Source organism: Mesorhizobium sp. M0074, assembly GCF_040322975.1.
Taxonomy (GTDB): domain Bacteria; phylum Pseudomonadota; class Alphaproteobacteria; order Rhizobiales; family Rhizobiaceae; genus Mesorhizobium.
The window spans coordinates 111,063-129,693 of sequence record NZ_JAMYUM010000022.1; the positions used below are offsets into that span (position 1 = coordinate 111,063).

Annotated in this window: 20 protein-coding genes; 9 read left to right on the top strand and 11 right to left on the bottom strand. The window is 63.5% G+C overall.

Annotated elements, in window-relative coordinates:
- Positions 1-78 precede the first annotated feature (78 nt).
- The 4 genes from NKJ73_RS26080 to NKJ73_RS26095 are packed head-to-tail and all read left to right on the top strand — an operon-like array spanning position 79 to position 3,807.
- On the top strand, positions 79-795 hold the full coding sequence (locus NKJ73_RS26080; protein WP_352571576.1) for a CerR family C-terminal domain-containing protein: 717 nt from the start codon (positions 79-81) through the stop codon (positions 793-795).
- Positions 792-1,745 carry an HlyD family secretion protein gene (locus tag NKJ73_RS26085; RefSeq protein ID WP_352571577.1) on the top strand — a complete coding sequence of 318 codons (954 nt, stop codon included), beginning with the start codon at positions 792-794 and terminating at the stop codon, positions 1,743-1,745. The genes NKJ73_RS26080 and NKJ73_RS26085 overlap by 4 nt, the downstream gene beginning before the upstream one ends.
- Positions 1,742-2,662 carry an ABC transporter ATP-binding protein gene (locus NKJ73_RS26090; protein ID WP_023679007.1) on the top strand — a complete coding sequence of 307 codons (921 nt, stop codon included), beginning with the start codon at positions 1,742-1,744 and terminating at the stop codon, positions 2,660-2,662. The genes NKJ73_RS26085 and NKJ73_RS26090 overlap by 4 nt, the downstream gene beginning before the upstream one ends.
- An 8-nt stretch (positions 2,663-2,670) precedes the next feature.
- Positions 2,671-3,807, top strand: a complete 1,137-nt coding sequence (locus NKJ73_RS26095) for an ABC transporter permease (protein WP_023679006.1) — start codon at positions 2,671-2,673, stop codon at positions 3,805-3,807.
- Between the two features lie 36 nt (positions 3,808-3,843).
- Here NKJ73_RS26095 and NKJ73_RS26100 read toward each other — a convergent pair whose 3' ends face one another.
- The 3 genes from NKJ73_RS26100 to NKJ73_RS26110 all read right to left on the bottom strand — a co-directional run bounded on the left by NKJ73_RS26100 (position 3,844) and on the right by NKJ73_RS26110 (position 6,091).
- Positions 3,844-4,497, bottom strand: a complete 654-nt coding sequence (locus NKJ73_RS26100; RefSeq protein ID WP_352571578.1) for a glutathione S-transferase family protein — start codon at positions 4,495-4,497, stop codon at positions 3,844-3,846.
- A 92-nt stretch (positions 4,498-4,589) separates the two neighbouring features.
- Positions 4,590-5,567 carry a threonine ammonia-lyase gene (locus NKJ73_RS26105; protein ID WP_352571579.1) on the bottom strand — a complete coding sequence of 326 codons (978 nt, stop codon included), beginning with the start codon at positions 5,565-5,567 and terminating at the stop codon, positions 4,590-4,592.
- Positions 5,568-5,773: 206 nt separating this feature from the next.
- Positions 5,774-6,091, bottom strand: a complete 318-nt coding sequence (locus NKJ73_RS26110; protein WP_023679003.1) for a hypothetical protein — start codon at positions 6,089-6,091, stop codon at positions 5,774-5,776.
- Between the two features lie 181 nt (positions 6,092-6,272).
- On the opposite strand from NKJ73_RS26110, the gene mbfA reads away from it, so the two are divergent.
- Complete coding sequence (gene mbfA / locus NKJ73_RS26115; RefSeq protein WP_352451856.1) at positions 6,273-7,256, top strand: iron exporter MbfA; 984 nt, start codon at positions 6,273-6,275, stop codon at positions 7,254-7,256.
- Between the two features lie 6 nt (positions 7,257-7,262).
- Here the strand turns inward: mbfA and NKJ73_RS26120 are convergent, their stop codons facing one another.
- The 3 genes from NKJ73_RS26120 to NKJ73_RS26130 all read right to left on the bottom strand — a co-directional run bounded on the left by NKJ73_RS26120 (position 7,263) and on the right by NKJ73_RS26130 (position 8,249).
- The gene (locus NKJ73_RS26120; protein WP_352571580.1) at positions 7,263-7,607 is read right to left on the bottom strand and encodes an antibiotic biosynthesis monooxygenase family protein; all 345 of its coding nucleotides are present in this window, start codon (positions 7,605-7,607) and stop codon (positions 7,263-7,265) included.
- Complete coding sequence (locus tag NKJ73_RS26125; RefSeq protein WP_352571581.1) at positions 7,604-7,936, bottom strand: NIPSNAP family protein; 333 nt, start codon at positions 7,934-7,936, stop codon at positions 7,604-7,606. Before NKJ73_RS26125 ends, NKJ73_RS26120 begins: the two co-directional genes overlap by 4 nt.
- Positions 7,937-8,033: 97 nt before the next feature.
- Entirely contained in the window at positions 8,034-8,249 is a 216-nt protein-coding gene (locus NKJ73_RS26130; RefSeq protein WP_352571582.1) for a DUF1127 domain-containing protein, read from the bottom strand.
- A 69-nt stretch (positions 8,250-8,318) separates the two neighbouring features.
- On the opposite strand from NKJ73_RS26130, the gene NKJ73_RS26135 reads away from it, so the two are divergent.
- A complete protein-coding gene (locus NKJ73_RS26135; protein WP_352571583.1) occupies positions 8,319-8,993 on the top strand; it encodes an ArsR/SmtB family transcription factor in 675 nt (224 codons plus the stop codon).
- A gap of 111 nt (positions 8,994-9,104) precedes the next feature.
- On the opposite strand, the gene ligD is transcribed toward NKJ73_RS26135, so the two are convergent.
- From ligD to NKJ73_RS26150, 3 genes are all read right to left on the bottom strand, one after another.
- Positions 9,105-11,603, bottom strand: a complete 2,499-nt coding sequence (gene ligD / locus NKJ73_RS26140) for a DNA ligase D (RefSeq protein ID WP_352571584.1) — start codon at positions 11,601-11,603, stop codon at positions 9,105-9,107.
- 9 nt (positions 11,604-11,612) lie between these two features.
- Positions 11,613-12,464, bottom strand: coding sequence for a non-homologous end joining protein Ku (gene ku, locus NKJ73_RS26145; RefSeq protein ID WP_352571585.1), 852 nt, complete (start codon positions 12,462-12,464; stop codon positions 11,613-11,615).
- 119 nt (positions 12,465-12,583) lie between these two features.
- Entirely contained in the window at positions 12,584-13,090 is a 507-nt protein-coding gene (locus NKJ73_RS26150; RefSeq protein ID WP_352473615.1) for a YciE/YciF ferroxidase family protein, read from the bottom strand.
- A gap of 407 nt (positions 13,091-13,497) precedes the next feature.
- Here NKJ73_RS26150 and NKJ73_RS26155 point away from each other — a divergent pair, with 407 nt between their 5' ends.
- The 3 genes from NKJ73_RS26155 (at position 13,498) to NKJ73_RS26165 (ending at position 16,083) form a co-directional block, all read left to right on the top strand.
- On the top strand, positions 13,498-13,644 hold the full coding sequence (locus NKJ73_RS26155; protein ID WP_023678994.1) for a hypothetical protein: 147 nt from the start codon (positions 13,498-13,500) through the stop codon (positions 13,642-13,644).
- A gap of 257 nt (positions 13,645-13,901) precedes the next feature.
- Entirely contained in the window at positions 13,902-14,282 is a 381-nt protein-coding gene (locus tag NKJ73_RS26160) for a thiol-disulfide oxidoreductase DCC family protein (RefSeq protein ID WP_245274773.1), read from the top strand.
- A gap of 49 nt (positions 14,283-14,331) precedes the next feature.
- Positions 14,332-16,083 (top strand): saccharopine dehydrogenase family protein, encoded by a 1,752-nt coding sequence (locus tag NKJ73_RS26165; RefSeq protein WP_352571586.1) that lies wholly within the window; start codon positions 14,332-14,334, stop codon positions 16,081-16,083.
- On the opposite strand, the gene NKJ73_RS26170 is transcribed toward NKJ73_RS26165, so the two are convergent.
- Positions 15,972-16,355, bottom strand: coding sequence for a DUF1850 domain-containing protein (locus NKJ73_RS26170; protein WP_352571587.1), 384 nt, complete (start codon positions 16,353-16,355; stop codon positions 15,972-15,974). The two genes, NKJ73_RS26165 and NKJ73_RS26170, sit on opposite strands and share 112 nt — an antisense overlap.
- Positions 16,352-18,448 (bottom strand): TRAP transporter permease, encoded by a 2,097-nt coding sequence (locus NKJ73_RS26175; protein ID WP_352571588.1) that lies wholly within the window; start codon positions 18,446-18,448, stop codon positions 16,352-16,354. The genes NKJ73_RS26170 and NKJ73_RS26175 overlap by 4 nt, the downstream gene beginning before the upstream one ends.
- Between the last annotated feature and the right edge of the window lie 183 nt (positions 18,449-18,631).

Genomic DNA, 18,631 nt, shown 5'->3' on the forward strand with positions numbered 1-18,631 from the left:
TAAAGCGCGCACGGCCAGAGTTGGCAAGCCGCTTGACCGCACTTGACTTTAATCATTCGATTGATTAAATTGTTGGCCATGATCAAATCGCCCAGCGCCAGCGGCCTTCCTCATGAGGCGCCCAAGACCGCCGCGGATATGACGCGGACGGCACTCGTGCGCGCGGCGCTGAAGCTGTTCGGACGCCAGGGTTTCGACGGCACGTCAACGCGCCAGATCGCGGCTGAGGCCAAGGCCAATATCGGCTCGATCGCCTATCATTTCGGCGGCAAGGAAGGGCTCCGCAACGCCGCGGCCGACTACATCGTCGACACCATCCAGACCGTTGCCGGCCAGGCGATCGGCAATCTGCAAGCGCCGGCCGCGGCATTGGCGGACACCGAGGCCGCGCGGGCACATTTGGCCGTCGCACTGGAGCGGATGGTCGCCTTCATCGCGGCAAGGCCGGAAGCCGGCGAGATTGTACAGTTCGTCCTGCGTGAGCTGTCGCATCCAACCGCCGCGCTCGACCGTATCTATGATGGCGTGTTCGAACCGGCGCATCACCGACTCTGCCTGATCTGGGAACAGGCGACGGGCGAGCCGGCCGAGAGCGAGCGCACTAAACTCACCGTATTTACGCTGATCGGCCAGGTCGTCTATTTCCGCATCGGCCGCGAGGCAGTTATGCGCCGGATGGGCTGGCGCGAGATCGGCGACGACGAGGCCGGCAAGATCGCGGCAACAATAACCGACAATCTCAGCGCGATTTTAGCTCGGCGCGATTTGGCTGTCCGGAAGGATCGTGGATCATGAGCCTGCTCTGTTCTTTGCCGTTTGCCGCCCAGCTTTTCAGCGCCTGCGCGCCGGCAGCACCGCTCGCCGTCGGCTACGTCGAGGGCGACTACGTCCTGCTCGCGCCGATCGAGGTGGCGCAGGTCGAGACGATTGCGGTCAAGCGCGGCGACCGCGTCGCGCCCGGCACGCCGGTGGTGACGCTGGAAAACGCCGACGCCAAGATCGCCATCGCACAAGCCGAGGCGGCCCTTGCGCAGGCCCAGGCGCAACTTGCCGACCTACAGGTCGGCAAGCGGCCGGAAGAGATTGCGGTGCTCAAGGCGCAGGTCGACATGGCCAAGGCGCAAGCCGCCGACGCCAAACGCCGTTACATCCGCGCCAGCGATCTGTTCAAACGCGGCACCGGCACACAGGCCGACTACGACACGGCTTCCGCGACGCTGGAGACGGCCAACGCGCAGGTCGGCCAGGCGGAGGCCAATCTCGCGGTCGGCGGCCTGCCGGCACGGCCCGAGACTATCAAGGCCGCCGACAATCAGGTCAGGCAGGCGCAATCGGCGCTGGAGCAAGCGCAATGGCGGCTGTCGAAGCGCGTGCTGACGGCGCCTTCGCCCGGCCGGGTCAACGACGTGATCCGCAATCCCGGCGATACGGCCGGGCCGACGGCACCGGTTATCTCGATACTGCCGGACGGCGCGGTGAAGCTCAGCGTCTATGTGCCGGAAAGCGCGTTCTCCTCGGTCGACGTCGGCACGCTGCTCAACGTCCATTGCGACGGCTGCGGGTCGGGCGTGAAGGCACGCGTCAGCTATGTGTCGCCCGATCCGGAATTCACGCCGCCGGTGATCTACTCGCTCGAGACCCGGCAAAAGCTGGTCTATCTGGTCGAAGCGCGGCCGGAGGGCGACGCCAGCGCCTTGCAGCCCGGGCAGATCGTCGACGTCGATCTGGCGGACATCGGAAAATGAACGTCATCGACGTGCACGGCCTGGTCAAACGCTTTGGCGACAAGACCGTCGTCGATCATGTGACTATGGCTGTGGCCGAGGGCGAGATCGTCGGCTTCCTCGGGCCGAACGGCTCGGGCAAGACGACGACCATCCGCATCATGTGCGGCTTGCTGACGCCGGATGAGGGCGAAGGCACGGTTCTGGGCTTCGACATCCGCACCGACAGCCTGCGGATCAAACGCGAAGTCGGCTACATGACGCAGAGATTCTCGTTCTACGAAGATCTGACGATCGGCGAGAATCTCGAATTCGTGGCTCGGCTGTACCGGCTGAAGCCGCTCGACGAGCACGTGGCTAAGACGCTTGAGGAGCTCGGCCTGACATCGCGCAGGAACCAGTTGGCCGGTACCCTGTCCGGCGGCTGGAAGCAGCGGCTGGCGCTGGCCGCCTGCATCATGCACAAGCCGAAACTGCTGCTGCTCGATGAACCGACGGCGGGCGTCGACCCGAAAGCGCGACGCGAATTCTGGGACGAGATCCACCGGCTGGCGAGCGGCGGCCTGACCGTGCTGGTCTCCACCCATTACATGGATGAGGCCGAGCGCTGCCATCGCATCAGCTACATCTCCTACGGCAAGATGCTGGCCACCGGCACGGTCGAGGACGTGGTGAGGAATGCCGGGCTGACCACCTTCGTCCTGCAAGGGCCGCGGCTCGATCAGGTCGCTGCCGCACTTCATGGCCGCCCCGGCGTCGACCAGGTGGCGCCGTTCGGCGCGACGCTGCATGTCGTCGGCTCCGACAGGACGGCACTTCAGGCAGCGCTCGCCGATGTCGAGAAAGAGCACGAGGGCGTTACGGTGACGCCCGGCGAGACCAGCCTGGAGGATGTGTTCATCCAGTTCATGTCCGGTTCGAAGGACAACATGGGATGAAAAATGGGATAAACAGCATCTTTTCGTTCGCCAGGCTAGGCGCGCTGCTGATCAAGGAGTTCATCCAGATGCGGCGCGACCGCATCACCTTCGCCATGATGCTCGGCGTGCCGTTGATGCAGCTGGTGCTGTTCGGCTATGCCATCAACAACGATCCGAAGAGCCTGCCGGCAGCGCTGGTGGCGATGAGCAGCGATCCTTACACACGAGCCATGGTTTCGGCGCTGCAGACCACCGGCTATTACCGCTTCGACCACGTCGCGCAAAGTGCCGCCGAAGCCGAATTCCTGATGGCGCGCGGCGACGTCGCCTTCGTCGTCACCATTCCCGCCGATTTTGCCCGGCGGGTCGAGCGCGGCGACAGCCCGCAGATTCTGATCGAGGCGGATGCGACCGATCCGGCCGTCGCCAGCGGCGCCATCTCGACGCTCGGCACCGTCGCCAACCAGGCGCTGCTCAGGGCACGCGGCATGCAGGAAACGGCGGCCGAGGCTGCCCGGGGCCAGCTCCAGGTGGTGGTGCACCGGCGCTACAATCCGGAAGCCGTCTCGCAATACAACATCGTGCCCGGCCTGCTCGGCGTCATCCTGCAGATGACGATGGTGATGATGACCTCGATCGCGCTGACGCGCGAGACCGAGCGCGGCACGATGGAGAACCTTCTGGCGATGCCGTCAAGCCCGCTCGAGATCATGCTGGGCAAGGTGCTGCCCTATCTGGCGGTCGGCGCCGTGCAGGTGCTGGTGGTGCTGGCAGCCTCGAAGCTTCTGTTTGCCATCCCCTTCACCGGGTCGATGTCGCTGCTGTTGACGGCGGTCCTGATCTTCGTCTTGGCGCTGGTGCTGCTCGGCTACACGATCTCGACGATCGCCCGCACGCAAATGCAGGCCCTGCAGCTCACTTTCTTCTTCTTCTTGCCGTCGATCATGCTGTCCGGCTTCATGTTCCCCTATCGCGGCATGCCGGACTGGGCGCAGGTCTTTGGCGAGGTGCTGCCGCTGACGCACTTCCTGCGCATCATCCGCGCGGTGATGCTGAAGGGCGCCGAACTGCCGGCGGTGGCAACGGAAATCGGTTGGCTGGTGGTGTTCGTGGCGCTGTTCGCCGGTATTGCGCTGGTGCGGTTCCGCCGGACGCTGGATTAGGGTCGAACTCGATCCGCTTGTGCAAATGATCGAGATTCACACGGACTCGGCCTGGCCCGGGACCGGTGTCAATTCAGGCGCATTGAGCCCTTCGAAGGGATCGCGCCAGGCGTCGATTTCTTCGAGTTGAAGATACCAGCGACTGACAGAGGGATAGTCATCGAGCGGCAATCGGGCGACATCGTTGAAGGGCAGAAACGTCGCCATTCGAAAGTCGGCGTAGGAAACCGAATTGCCGACCAGCCAGTCGCGCTCAGAAAGCTCGGCATCAAGTATTGCAGCGGCGGTACTGAAGTCCCTCAGGCCCTCCTCAACCCGCGCCTGATCTATCGGGCCGAGCCCATAGCGCTGTTTGGTCCCGCGTTCGAAATGCACGACATCGCAGGCTCGTGCGAAGTTCTCTTTCCCCCAACTCAGCCATCGGATCATCTCGGGCTCGTCGTCGCCAGCGCGCCAGAAATCCGAATGCATATCGCGCGAAAGCCGACAGGCTATGGCGTCGGCCTCCCAGAGGCTTTTTCCCGAACCTATAAGGATGGGCAATGAAAGATTAGGATTGAGCGGCCGAAATCGCTCGGCCTGGCCCGGAGCGAAGGGAGAGGCGAATTCAAACTCGACCTTGGCGTTGAGATACCGTGCCACCGCGACCGCGAGGCGAGGATTGGGATTGCGGCTGAAGAACAGTTTCATTGATCTCAGTCTTTGAAGGGTACCGGTTCGACCGGGTGCAACGGACGCTTGAGCACCTCGAATCGGCACATGAGCTGGAACTGGTTGCTATCCTAGCCGGCAGCAATGATCTCGGCATAGGTGCTGAGATCGACATTGCCGCCGGAGAGCACCACGGCAATGCATTTGCCGGCAAGGTCGATTTCGCCTGACGACAGCGCGGCCAAGCCGACGCAACCGCCAGGTTCGACCACCAGCTTCAGACAAGCCATCGCGTCGCGCATCGCCTGTGTCACCGCGCTGTCGGAAACGGCGATGGCGCCGGCGAGATTCTTGCGGTTGATTTCGAAAGTGATCGCGCCGGGCTCGGCGACGAGAAGGGCATCGCAGATCGAGGTGTGGCCGGGCGCGTTCGACACCCTGGCGCCTTTGATCAGCGAGCGGCGTGTGTCGTCGAAATGCTCGGGTTCCACGGCCAAGACGGCGGTGCCCGGCGAGGCGTCCTTGACCGCGATCGAAATGCCGCTGCTCAACCCGCCGCCGCCGCAGGGAACCACTACCGCATCGAGGCTGACGCCAAGCGCTCTTGCTTGGCGCATCAATTCGAGGCCGATCGTGCCCTGGCCGGCGATGATGGCCGGATCGTCGTAGGGCGGCACCAGGACCATGCCCTTTTCCACGTAAGAACGGACGACGGCAGTGCGATCGTCGCGGACCCGGTCGAAGGTGATCACTTCGGCGCCCATCTTCCTGACATTGCCGACCTTCATCGCCGGCGCGTCGGTAGGCATGGCGATTACGGCCTTGACGCCGAACATCGCCGCCGCGGCGGCGACGCCTTGCGCGTGATTACCCGACGAGAAGGCGACGACGCCGCGGGCGCGTTCTTCCGCCGAGAGCGAGGAGAGCTTGTTGTATGCACCGCGGAACTTGAACGAGCCGGTGCGCTGCAACGTCTCGGGCTTGAACAGGATCCTGGCGCCGAAGCGCTTGTTCAACTCCGGCGATTCGATCAGCGGCGTTTCGACGATCAGTCCGGACAATCGCGCTGCTGCGCTGTGAATATCGGCGATGCCGGGAGGGGTGGTCATGGCTAGGGTCCTGCAAGAGATGAGACCGCCTATGCTGCACGGAAAGGGAGGCGGCGCACCAATGAAAAAATGTGACCGTTACAATTCGTCCTTGGAGGCAGGAGAGTGGGGCGTGACTGTCCCCACCGCCTCCTCGGCCCTCTGCCATGCATTCGTCGCTTCAGTCGACAAATCGTTGTCGATTGACCGGCATAGCCTGCCGCTCCTCACCCCAACAGCGTCTTTTGCCGTTTGGGGCCGCCCATCTTGCGCCAGGTGTTGAAGCGGTGGGTGGCGGCGGCGAAGGAGATCTTCATCTGTTGGGCGACCGAATAGCGCGACTTGCCCTCGTCGAACAGCCGATAGCAGCACTCGACGCCCTCCTCGGTCAACTTGCCGTCGGGAGCCTTGTTGTGCGGATTGGCGGGATCGAATTTTTCGACCTGCTGCTCGACTAGGCCTTTCAGGCGCTGCAGATCCGCCTCAATATTAGCGATAAGGTCGAGAACCGGTTTGGGATCAAACAGCTGCTGTTTTTCCGGCATCTGCGGCGTTCCTTTCTCTTGGTTGAGATTCGGTTATATAAGTGAACGTTTGCCGATAGCAACGGCGATGTGTTCGGGATTTTGAAGCCTGTACCTTTTGAGCATGAGTGGAGCGCACACGATTGACCGGCGACGTGCGAGGTCATAGTTTAGAACTATTCTAAACTAGGGTGAATTTCTCATGCTTTCCCGCGTTTTCGGCTTCGGCCGCCGTCCCTTTGAATCGCTCTCGGAACAGGAGATCCTGGCGCTCGCCATCTCCTCCGAGGAGGATGACGGGCGCATCTATCGCGCCTATGCCGACGGGCTGGCGGAGAGCTTTCCGCAATCGGCCAAGGTGTTCGAGGAGATGGCGGAGGAGGAGGACGGCCATCGCGATTCGCTGATCGAGCTTTACCGCAAGCGTTTCGGCGAGCGCATACCGCTGATCCGGCGCGAACATGTGAAGGGCTATTACGAACGCAAGCCGGACTGGCTGGTGAGGCCGCTCGGCATCGATCATGTGCGCAGCCAAGCCGAGGCCATGGAGCGGCAGGCCTACCTGTTCTATATCGAGGCGGCCAAACGCACAGGCGATGCGTCGACGCGAAAGCTGCTCGACGACCTGGCGATCGCAGAACAGGGCCACGAGACACTGGCGCAGCGGCTGGAGCAAAAGCATGTGCCGGGCGCGGTCAAGGACGAAGAAACGGCAGCCGAGCAGCGCCAGTTCATCCTGACCTATGTCCAACCGGGGCTGGCCGGGCTGATGGATGGCTCGGTGTCGACGCTGGCGCCGATCTTTGCCGCCGCCTTTGCCACGCATGATACGTTCCAGACCTTTCTGGTCGGGCTTGCCGCCTCGATCGGCGCTGGCATCTCGATGGGTTTCACCGAGGTGGCTTCCGACGACGGCAAATTATCGGGCCGCGGCTCGCCGGCAAAACGCGGGCTGACCGTCGGCGTCATGACGACGCTGGGCGGGCTCGGCCATGCGCTGCCCTATCTAATCCCGCTTTTTTGGACGGCGACCATTGTCGCCGCCGTGGTGGTTTTCTTCGAGCTGTGGGCGATCGCCTTCGTGCAGAACCGCTACATGCAGACGCCATTCTGGCGCGCCGCCTTCCAGGTGGTGCTGGGTGGCGCGCTGGTGTTTGCGGCAGGGGTGCTGATCGGGAATGCCTAACAGTCCTTAACCATTTACCGCCTGGCTGTCCTGAGGCGCCTCGGCGCGTTCGGTCAGGCCGTAATCGCGCACGACATGGGCGATGCGCAAACGATAGTCCGCAAAGATACCGCCGCGCCCGGCCTTCTGCGCCTGCCGATGTTCCTGCGTGTTGTGCCAGGTCTTCACCGCGTCCTCGTCGCGCCAGAAGGACAGCGACAGGATGCGGTTCGGATCGGCAAGGCTCTGGAAGCGCTCGATCGACAGGAAACCGTCGATGCCGTCGAGCAGTGGGCGCAGGTCGGCGGCGATGCCGAGATAGGCATCGCGCTTGCCCGCCGCCGGCTCGACCTCGAAGATGACGGCGATCATGGCTTCACCGAAGGAGCATGCGGCCCGGAGGCCAGCTTGAGGAAGATGCGGTCCTCCTTCAGAATGAATTTTTCCCGTCGGGCGAACTCGTAGTTCGCCTTGCCGGCGGGATCGGCGGCGAGCCGGGCGCGGTAGGCTTCGTAGGCCGCAAGACTGTCGATGTTGTAGGCGGCATAAGCCGTGGTGGCCGAGCCTTCGTGCGGCGCGAAATAGCCGATCAGATCGGCGCCGCAGCGCGGGATCGCCTGCCCCCAATTGCGTGCATATTCCTCGAATGCCGCCTTGCCGAACGGATCGATCTCGTAGCGGATGAAGCAGGTGATGGTCATTTTCGCCTCCTTGGCGGTGGATGTTTTCTGGCGGTCACAGTTCGAGCCGGGTCGAAACGTTCCGAAGATCGATATGCTAGGCAAATTCGCTGGCCGGTCAGGTTTGCCAGAAGGATTTCGCGCACTCGCGACGGACGTCTTCGGGTGTCAGGCCAAGGTCACGCAGCAGATGATCGTCGATCTCGGCGAGGTCGAGACGCTGCAAATGACGGTCGTACCACCGCTTCAGGAGCCGCAGCCGCAAGCGGCGCAAGACAATGAACGGGAACGGCCGGCGAGCAGGCGCGGCGCTGAGAATGGTCCTTGCAGGCATCGTTGTCTCCTTGATTTGCATCGAGACTAATGCTTTATCTGACGAGGATGCTTCGATGAGGAACGAACTATGCGCGAAGGACCTGACATAGCCCGCATTGCCAGCCTGGTGGGCGATCCGGCGCGGGCAAACATGCTGTCCGCACTGATGGGCGGCACGGCACTGACGGCGAGCGAACTGGCACTCGAAGCCGGGGTGTCGCTTCCGACAGCGAGCTCGCATCTGTCGAAGCTGATGGAAGGCGGGCTGCTGACACTGGCGAGCCAGGGGCGGCACCGCTATTACGGCCTCGCCGGCCCGCAGGTGGCGGGAATGATCGAAGCCATCACCGGCGTTGCCGCTGCGGTCGGACCGCAGAGGGTGCGACCCGGCCCTCGCGACGCGGCCATGCGCGTGGCGCGGGTCTGCTACGATCACCTCGCCGGCGAGCAGGCGGTGGCGATGCTGGACCGTCTTGTGGCTCGACAAGTGCTCCTGCGCGACGACGAGGTGATCCAGCTTGGGCCGTCGGCCGCCTCGCATTTCGCCGCGATCGGCATCGACATCCATACCAAAGCGCGGCGACCGGTGTGCCGCGCCTGCCTCGACTGGAGCGTGAGGCGTTCGCATCTTGCCGGCGCGCTGGGCGCCGCCATTCTCGACAAGGTCCTCGCCGAGAAATGGGCACGGCGCGAGAAGGACAGCCGTGCCGTGATCTTTTCACCGGTAGGCAAGCAGGCCTTCGAGAAGACGTTTCTCGCCTGACGGCGCGCTTCGATGCGCGTTCGGCGTTTCACGGGAACGCCGAACCACTCTATCTTTTTGTTTTGACGCAATTCCGGACGGAAAACCGTTTCACACTTTCCTGAAATTGCTCTAGCCGCGCTTGAGCGGCTTTGCCTGCTTGAAAAAATCCGCCCAGGGATCGGCTTGCCCGAGCCGCTTCAGCGTCGTCTTGTCGCCGATCGGAAAGGCGTTCGGCGGCAATCCGGCCTCGATCTCCGCCCAGGTCACCGGCATCGATACCGTGGCTCCCTTTTTGGCGCGCGACGAATAGGGCGCAACCGTGGTGGCGCCGCGGCCGTTGCGCAGATAATCGACGAAAATCTTGCCGGTGCGCGCCCTCTTCGACAGCGTCGCCGTGTAGCGGTCGGGCGCGGCCTGTTCGAGCGCTCGGGCGAACTCATGGGCGAAGCCTTTGACCTCGTCCCAATCCGCCGACGGCTTCAGCGGCACGACGACATGATAGCCCTTGCCGCCCGAGGTCTTGACGAAATTCGGCAGGGACAGTTCGTCGAGCCGGCCGCGGATATCGAGCGCCGCGGCACGCACCGCCTTCACGTCGACGCCCTCGTCCGGATCGAGATCGAAGATGATCTGGTCGGGTTTTTCCAGCTCGTTGGTGGTCGAGCCCCAGATGTGGATCTCGACGACGCCCAGTTGCACCAGCGCCGCGACGCCGTCGAAATCGCGGATGAACAGGATTTCCTCGCCGTCCGTCGGATCCTTCATCACGGCTATTTTTTCACTCATGCCGGCCGAGGCATGTTTTTGGAAGAACCGTTGGCCGCCAACGCCGTCCGGCGCCCGCACGAGGCTGAGCGGCCGGTTGATGACGAATTGCTTCATGCGCGGCCAGACCAGCGCGTAGTGATCAACCAGATCCTGCTTCGATACGTTCTCCTCGGGCCACAGAAGCTTGTCGGGGCGGGACAGTGTAACCGAGGTTTTCGCCGCGCCGGCGGGTTCGGCGGGCTTTGGCCTCGGCTCGGCCGTGGCTGAGCGTGCTTTCGGTTTCTCCTGCACGACTTCCTCCGCCGGCTTGTCCTCGCGCAATCCCTGGAACGACGCGTGGCGTATTATACGGTCCGACGTCCAACTGCGAAACTCCACTTCGCCGACAAGTTCGGGCTTGACCCAGACCAGCCCCTTGCCCCTTGGCACCGCCCTGTCGAAGGGCGAGGTTGTCGTCTTCAGCGCATCAAGCCTCTTCTTCAGCTCGTTGGTGCTTTTGGCCGTGAAGCCGGTGCCGACGCGGCCGGCATAGCGCAGCTTGCCGCCCTCGTGATAGCCAACCAGCAGCGAGCGCAGGCCGCGCCCGGTCTTGTCCGACGGCATATAGCCGCCGATGACGAATTCCTGGCGCGCCGTGCATTTCGACTTCACCCACGAGGGAACACGACCGCTGCGGTAGGGCGCATCGGCACGCTTGGAGACGACGCCTTCGAGCCCCAGCCGGCAAGCATGCTCCAGCATGATCTTGCCGGGCTCGGCAAAGTGGTCGCTGAAGCGCACGGCCTGATCCTCGGCCTGTCCGGCGAGCAAAGTGCGCAGCCTTTCCTTGCGCTCGACCAGCGGCTCGGAACGGATATCCTCACCGTTGAGACGCAACAGGTCGAAAACGTAGTAGATGAAACGATCCGTGCGGCCCGCCGACAGATCTTGCTGCAGCAGCGAGAATGACGAGACGCCGTTATCCGCCAGCACGACGATTTCGCCGTCGATGATCGCATCGGTGCATTTCAGGCCGCCAAGTGCCGCGACAATTGCGCCACCGAATTTGTCGGTCCAGTCGAGGCCGGCGCGTGTCAAAAGCCGCACCTCGGTGCCGGCAAGCTGCGACTGCATGCGATAGCCGTCGAACTTCACCTCATGCAGCCAGTCCTTGCCGGGCGGCGCGTCCCGCTCCAGCGTTGCGAGCGCCGGTTCGATGAATTCGAGCCGCCTTGCCGCGACTGCCTTCTTGCCGGTAGCCGGCCTGTCGGACTGCCAGACCCTTGGCTTCTTGCCGTCGGCGGTCTTGCCTTCGCCGACCTCCTCGATGGTCAGGCCGGATTTCACCGATTGCGGCGCCTCCTGCAAAATGTCCTCGCCTGGACGCGCGGCGGCATCGTCGGATTTGATCAGCAACCAGTTGTCACGCTTTTCGCCCGGACGCGGCTTCAGCCGCACCAGATGCCATGCGCCATGCAATTTGTGGCCATGCAGTTCGAAACTGATATGGCCCTTCTTCATCGCCTTTGCCGGGTCGCCATCGGGGACCCAAGTTCCCTCATCCCAGACAATGACCGAGCCGCCGCCATATTGGTCCTTCGGGATGGTGCCTTCAAACGGCGCATAGTCGATCGGGTGGTCCTCGACATGCACGGCGAGCCGCTTTTCGTGCGGGTCGAGGCTCGGGCCTCGCGTCACCGCCCAGCTCCACAGCACGCCGCCGTGCTCGAGACGAAGGTCGTAGTGAAGCCTGGTGGCGGCATGCTTGTGGATGACGAAGATGCCACCCGGCACGGCTTTCTTGCCGCGCGAAACCTTGCCGGCTGGTTCGGCCGTCTTCTTGAAATTGCGCTTGGCGTGATACTGCTCGAGGCTGGCCATGGGCGGATCCTAAGCAGATTTGCGCCGGGCGGCTTTGGACTTGGCGCCTTTTGCCGGGCGTCCGGTCTTTGCCGGCGCACCGGCTTCCGACGAAAGGCTCTTCTTCAGCGCATCGAAGAGGTTGACGACGTTGGAGGGCCGTGGTTCCGCCTTGGTCTTCGGTGCCTTCTTGCCGGCCTTCTTGGCGCGGACCAGCTCGATCAGGGCGTTTTCGTATTTGTCCTCGAATTCGGAAGGATCGAACTTCGCCTGTTTGTCATCGACGATGTGTTCGGCCAGCCTGATCATCTCGGCGTCGGTCTTCACCGGCTTGATGTCGCCGAACACCATCTCGGGCCTGCGAACCGTATCGCCATAGCGCAGGGTCGTCAGCAGCAGACCCTTGCCCAACGGCTCAATGACCACCGGACGTTCGCGGCGATAGAGCACAATGCGGGCTAGCCCCGCCGTCTTCTTGGCGGCCATGGCGTCGCGGATGACGGCGAAGGCCTCTTCCGAGACCTCGTCCGCAGGCGTCACATAATAGGGCGCATCGAGATAGATCTGCTGGATCGAGGATTTTTCGATGAAACCATCGAGGCTCATCGTATGCGAGGAGTCGATCAGCACGGCTTCGATCTCCTCCTCCTCGATTTGGACGAAGTCGCCGTCGCCGATCTCGTAGCCCTTGATCTCGTCGCCTTCATCGAGCGGCTTGCCGCTTGCCGAATCGACATAGACGCGCTTGACGGTATTGCCGGTCTTGCGGTTGAGCACGCGGAACGAGACTTTCTCGGCCTGGGTGACGACATTGGTCAGTTCGACGGCGCAAGTGACCAGCGAAAGCTTGAGATACCCTCTCCAGGCCGGGCGCGGCGCCATGACAAACTCCCTGCGCGACAATGTTCAACCGAGAACGGGCAAAGTCCGTTCCGGTTCCGGCGGCGCAAAAGGCAAGTCCGGGCTTTCAACCCAGCCTTGCCTTGTTCTCGCTCACTGCCCTACTCGGCGGCTTGCAGGTTGACCTTGCTTTCCGCTATTTCGGTAAGCTTGCGGTCGGTTGCCTGCTCCTCCTTGAGGTTGTTGGCCAACACATTGGCGCAGTCGCTGCGGCCCAGTTGCTTGGCCCAAGCAATCAGGGTGCCGTAACGGGTCATCTCATAATGCTCGACCGCCTGGGCGGAGGCGATCAGCGCAGCGTCGAGGACCTCCTTGTCGGCGATGTCGCCGCTGACGTCGTCGGCTTCTTCGAGAATGCCGTCGATGGCCGGGCAGTCGACCTGCTTGGCCTTCACGCCGTGCAGTTCGAACACCTGCTCGACACGCTGGATATGACCCTTGGTCTGAGCGAGATGTTTCTCAAAGCCGGCTTTCAGCTGCGGATCACTCGCCTTGTCGATCATCTTCGGCAGCGATTTTTCGATCTGTTTTTCAGCGTAATAGATGTCGCGCAGCGTGTGCACGAAGAGGTCGTCGAGGGTTTTGATATCCTTCGAAAAGAAACCCATGGCCTTTGCCTTTCCATTGCTCTTGCAGTTTCGGATTTTTTGGCTGCGGCCCACCCGAGCACCACAGCCTGCGGAGCCAGTTCGTCCCGGCACTGGGAAATCAACGTGCGGCTGACGGGCCGGTTCCTGGTTTTCCGGCCGCGTGCACGGAAATTTCGCGGTCCGGCAAAACCTGAAACAAAACCGCGCCTCTGCGACATTCAGGCGAAACATATGTGATGCAAAAGTCACACTGGACGAAATGCCGACGGACTGCATGGAAACACCGCGAATCAGCCGCATTCCAGCCATGAACAAAGGCATTTTCGACCAGAGATTAACATCGCGTTCACCGACTATTCACGCCTGGACGCTATGATCCCCGCAATTCGGAAGGGACATCCGAAACGGGACAGGGACCGAGTAAAATGAGCTTCTGGAATCAAATCGCCGGCTATGCCGCCGCCATCCGCGAATTCGTCGCGCCGACCTATCGGCCTGAGCGCTATTATATGCGCGGCCCAGGCCCCGCCTGCGCGCGCCGTGGCAACACGCTTGGGATCAGCGTGCGCTGATGATGAGCATGGAGAGCCGTCACGACAGCCGTATCTGCCGGCCCGACGCCGACAATCGGTCAACGACTTATCGCGCCGAGCGCCCTGCGCTGACCGACAGACGGCGTGCGACAACGCCAAGCCTTCAGCATTCCGGGCTTTGATCCAGCCGCCGGCAGGCCTAGTGTCGCCTGACACCAGCTGCCGGGCGTCACGTGATCGTCAAGCCGAACCATTCTCCTGAGCCGCCAGAATTCGAATCAAGTCGCCCGTTGATCGTGTTCGACGGTATTTGCGTGTTGTGCTCGGGCTTTGTGCGCATGGTGGTGAAGCTCGACCGCAAGGGCCGCTTTCATTTCGTAACGGCGCAGTCGCCCTTCGGCGAGATGCTGTTCAAGAAATACGGGCTGCGGACGGATCGCTACGAGACCAATCTCGTCATCGTCGATGGCGCGGCTTTCACCCGCCTGGACAGTTTCGTTGCCGTCATGGCCGAACTCGGCTGGCCGTGGCGGGCGGCGCGGATCCTGCTGCTGTTGCCGCGCCCGCTTCGCGACTGGCTCTACGACCGCATCGCAAAGAACCGCTACGCCCTGTTCGGCAAGAAGGACAATTGCGAAATCCCTTCCGCTGAGGTGAGGGCAAGATTGATCGGCTAGGTTCGTTGCCGTGGCCGGGAGCGGGCGGGGCATTTTGGGGGAACTGCGGATGAAGGTTCTTGTCGTCGGCGGCTATGGCACCTTTGGCGGTCGCACCGTCGAGCTTTTGGAGGGCGAGCCGCATCTGATCCTCTTTGTCGCCGGGCGCTCGCTCGCCAAGGCTGACGCGTATTGCAAGAAGCGCGCCCCGACAGCAGCCCAGCTGGTGCCGGCACTGTTCGACCGTGACGGCGATCTCGCCGCGCAACTCGCTGCATTTGAGCCTGATATTGTAGTCGACGCGAGCGGTCCGTTCCAGGCCTATGGCGAGGGACGCTATCGCCTGATCGAGGCCTGCATCGCCCGGCGCATCAACTATCTCGATCTAGCCGACGGCTCGGATTTCGTCGCCGGGGTCTCTGCGTTCGACGAGGCGGCGCGAAACGCCGGCGTCTTCGTGCTGTCCGGCGTCTCGAGCTTTCCGGTGCTGACGGCGGCGGTGGTGCGTCGCCTGTCTTCGGACCTGACGCGGGTCGACGGCATTCGCGGCGGCATCGCGCCTTCGCCCTTTGCCGGCGTCGGCGGGAACGTCATCCGGGCTATCGCCGGTTATGCCGGTCGGCCGGTGCGGCTTGTTCGCAATGGCCGTCCCGAACAAGGCCGTCCGTTTACCGAGCAGCTGCGCTACACTATCGCGCCGCCGGGCCGGCTGCCGCTTCGAAACACGCTGTTTTCTCTGGTCGACGTTCCAGACCTGCGCGCCTTGGCCGCGCTTTGGCCGGAGGCGAGGACCATCTGGATGGGAGCCGGGCCGGTACCCGAGGTGCTGCACCGCGCCCTGATCGGCCTCGCCTGGCTGGTGCGCGCCGGATTGATCGGTTCGCTTTCGCCGCTGGCGCCGCTGATGCATGAGGCAACGAACCGGCTGCGCTGGGGCGAGCATCGCGGCGGCATGTTCGTCGAGGTCGAGGGATCGGACCGGGCGGGCGCCATCGTCAAGCGCTCGTGGCATCTCTTGGCCGAGGGCAATGACGGGCCGCTGATCCCGTCGATGGCGGTCGAAGCACTGGCCCGCAAAGCGCTGGCCGGACATCAGCCCGCGCCGGGCGCACGGGCGGGGGTGCGCGATTTGGAGCTCCGGGATTATGAAGCCCTGTTCGCCGGGCGGACAATCTACACCGGCTTCAGGAACGGGGCGGCGGACGAGGACAAGCCGCTTTATGCCGAGCTGCTCGGTGCCGCCTGGCAAGGCCTTCCCGAGGCAATTCGGTCAATGCATGACCGTACGATCACGGCCGCAGGCCGCGCGCGCGTCGAACGCGGGCGCAATGTTCTTGGCCGGCTAATGGCCTGGACGGTCGGCTTCCCCGGGGCAAGCGAGGACATCCCGGTTCATGTCCGCTTCGACACCGACAAGGACGGCGAGACCTGGACCCGGACATTCGGCAAGCACAGTTTTTCGAGCCTACAGTCCGCAGGCCGGGGTCGATCGCAGCGCTTGCTGTGCGAACGCTTCGGCCCGCTGACCTTCGCGATGGCGCTGGTTGCCGAAGACGGCCGGCTGGCGCTGGTCTTGCGCCGCTGGAGTTTTTTTGGCCTGCCGCTTCCGATGTGGCTCGGTCCACGCTCGACTTCCTACGAAACGGTGAAGGATGGCCGCTTCCGCTTCCATGTCGAGATCTCGCATCCGCTTGCCGGCATGATCGCCCGCTACCGCGGCTGGCTGGAGCCCTCCGGCCCGCACGGCTCCAACGAGATCGGGCCGCCTGCCAGCTTGCCCAGTTCGCGACAGTCCTGCGCCGTGCACAGCGTCCAGCCCTGACCCGTGGCGCCCGAGGCGGCGAGCGCGAGGCGCCGCTGTGGCCCGACCTTGGGCGCATAGACCCACCAGCCGTTTCTCAGCACCGAGCCTTGCGGCGGCTCCACCCCGGCGCCCGATCCCTTGATGCGGGCCTCGACCAGCTGCAGGCCGGACGGCAGCACCTTCCAGTCTTCCTGCCACTGGGTCTTCTCCACCGAATGCACCCAGGAGAGCGTGAAGGCAGCAACGGCGAGCGTCACCGTCTTGCCGGCCGCGACGATGCAGAGGCTCATGCTGAATTAGCCAGCGAAGCCTGCCGCGCGCGCCAGCAGTGCCAGCCGATCCAGGCAAGGGACAGCGCCCAGCCCGCCTCGTCGGTGAGCGGCAGCGCCGCAACCAGCAGCACGCCGGCGGCGAAGGCGACGAGGCGTTCCCACCAGGCCATGCGCCGGGCGAGAAATCCGACGGCCGCGGCGCCCCACAGGACGATACCCATGCAGGCTTTGATGACGATATAGGCGACCTCGACGGGATAGCCGAACTGGGCGGCGATCGGGCCGGGGTCCTGCAGCATCAGCGCCGGGGTATAGACCGCCATGAACGGCACAACGAAGCCGGCAATGGCAAGCTTGGTGGCCTGGATGCCGATCTTGAGGCCGCTTTCCTTGGCCATGGGTGCGGCGGCGAAGGCGGCCAGCGCCACAGGCGGGGTGAGATCGGCCATGATGCCGAAATAGAAGACGAACATATGGCTGACCACCAACGGCACGCCGAGCGACAGCAGCGCTGGCCCGGCCAGCGACGAAGTGATGATGTAGTTGGGAATGGTCGGTATGCCCATGCCGAGCACCAGGCAGGTGAGCATGGTCAAAAGCAGCGACAGGAACAGATTGTTCTCGCCGATCGAGATGATCCAGCCGATGAAGGTCGAGGCGATGCCGGTAAGCGTCAACGTGCCGATGACGATGCCGACAATGGCGCAGGCAATGCCGACCGGCAGCGCGTTCTTTGCTCCTTCGGCAAGGGAATCCACGCATATGCGCAGCGTCTCGCGCCCGCCCTTGAAGGTGAGGCAGGCGGCGACCAGCACGGCGATGACCAGGCTGAGGATGTTGACGCCGAATTTCATGAAGGAAGCCGCGGCAAGCCCGAGCGCCAGCCAGAAGACGACACGGAAGGCGAGCGGCCCGATCGATGCCGCCAGCGGCGTGCCGAGGATAAGCACAATGGTCAGCGCCAGGCCCATGGTGCCGGCGAAGACCGGTGTGTAGCCGGCAAACAGCAGGTAGATCAGTGCTGCGAGAGGCAGTACCAGCGGCCAATGTTGTCTCACCGCATCCCACGGATTGGGCAGGTCGGCCTTGGCCATGCCGTGCAGGCCGGCCTTGCCGGCTTCCAGGTGCACCTGCCAGAAACAGGCGCCGAAATAGAGCAGCGCCGGAATGATCGCCGCCTTGACCACCGCGGCATAGGGGATGTTCAGGGTCTCGGCCATGATAAAGGCCACCGCTCCCATCACCGGCGGCATGATCTGGCCGCCCATCGACGAGGTCGCCTCGACGGCGCCGGCGAAAGCCGAGCGGAAACCGAAGCGCTTCATCAGCGGGATGGTGAACTGGCCGCTGGCCACCACATTGGCAACACCGGAGCCGGAAATGGTGCCCATCAGCGCCGAGGACAGCACGCAGACTTGCGCCGGGCCGCCGCGCCATGAGCCGACCAGGCCAAGCGCAAAATCGTTGAACAGCGCGATCATGCCGGCGCGCTCAAGAAAGGCGGCGAAAACGACGAAGATGAAGATGTAGGCGGCCGAGACATAGATCGGCGTGCCGTAGATGCCTTCGGTGCCATAGGCGAAGGTGTCGACGAGCTGGGCGAAATCATAACCGCGATGGATGAACGGCGGCGGCAGATGATTGCCGGCAAATGCGTAGGCGAGAAAGATGAAGGCAATGACGGCGAGCGGCAGCCCCATTAACCGCCGGGCCGCCTCGAAGACCAGCACGACCAGCACCGCGCCGACGATCAGGTCAGGCGTGGTGAGAAAGCCGGAGCGGCGGATGAGGTCGGCATAGAACACCCAATTGTACAGACCGGTGGCGAAACCAAGCAGGCCGAGCGTCCAGAACACTGCTTTCGCCGGGACGCTTTTGGCGCGCAGATTGGCGATTAGGGCAAAGCCGAGCAGCAGCAGGAAGCCGACATGCATGGCGCGTATGACCTGGCTCGGCAGGCTGCCATAGGCGGCGATGTAGATTTGGAAGATGGAGAAGGCGATGGCGATAAAAAAAGCCGCCTTGCCGGCGATGCCTTCGCCGAAGCCAGGCGGCAATCCTTCGACAGGAGCTTCCGCTGTGGGGGAAAGAACGGTCGGGGTTACGGTCATTAGCGGGGTTCCTGGCGGGGCGGTCCCCTCCTCGAGGGGAGGGTGCCGAGCGAAGCGAGGCGGGGGGGGGGGGGGGGGGGGGGGGGGGGCGCCACCCCCCCCCCCCCCGCCACAACCCGAGGCGGGGGGTGGGCAGATGCACTACGGGGCGGGGTGGGGGGTGGCGGGGACCAACACGGGCGG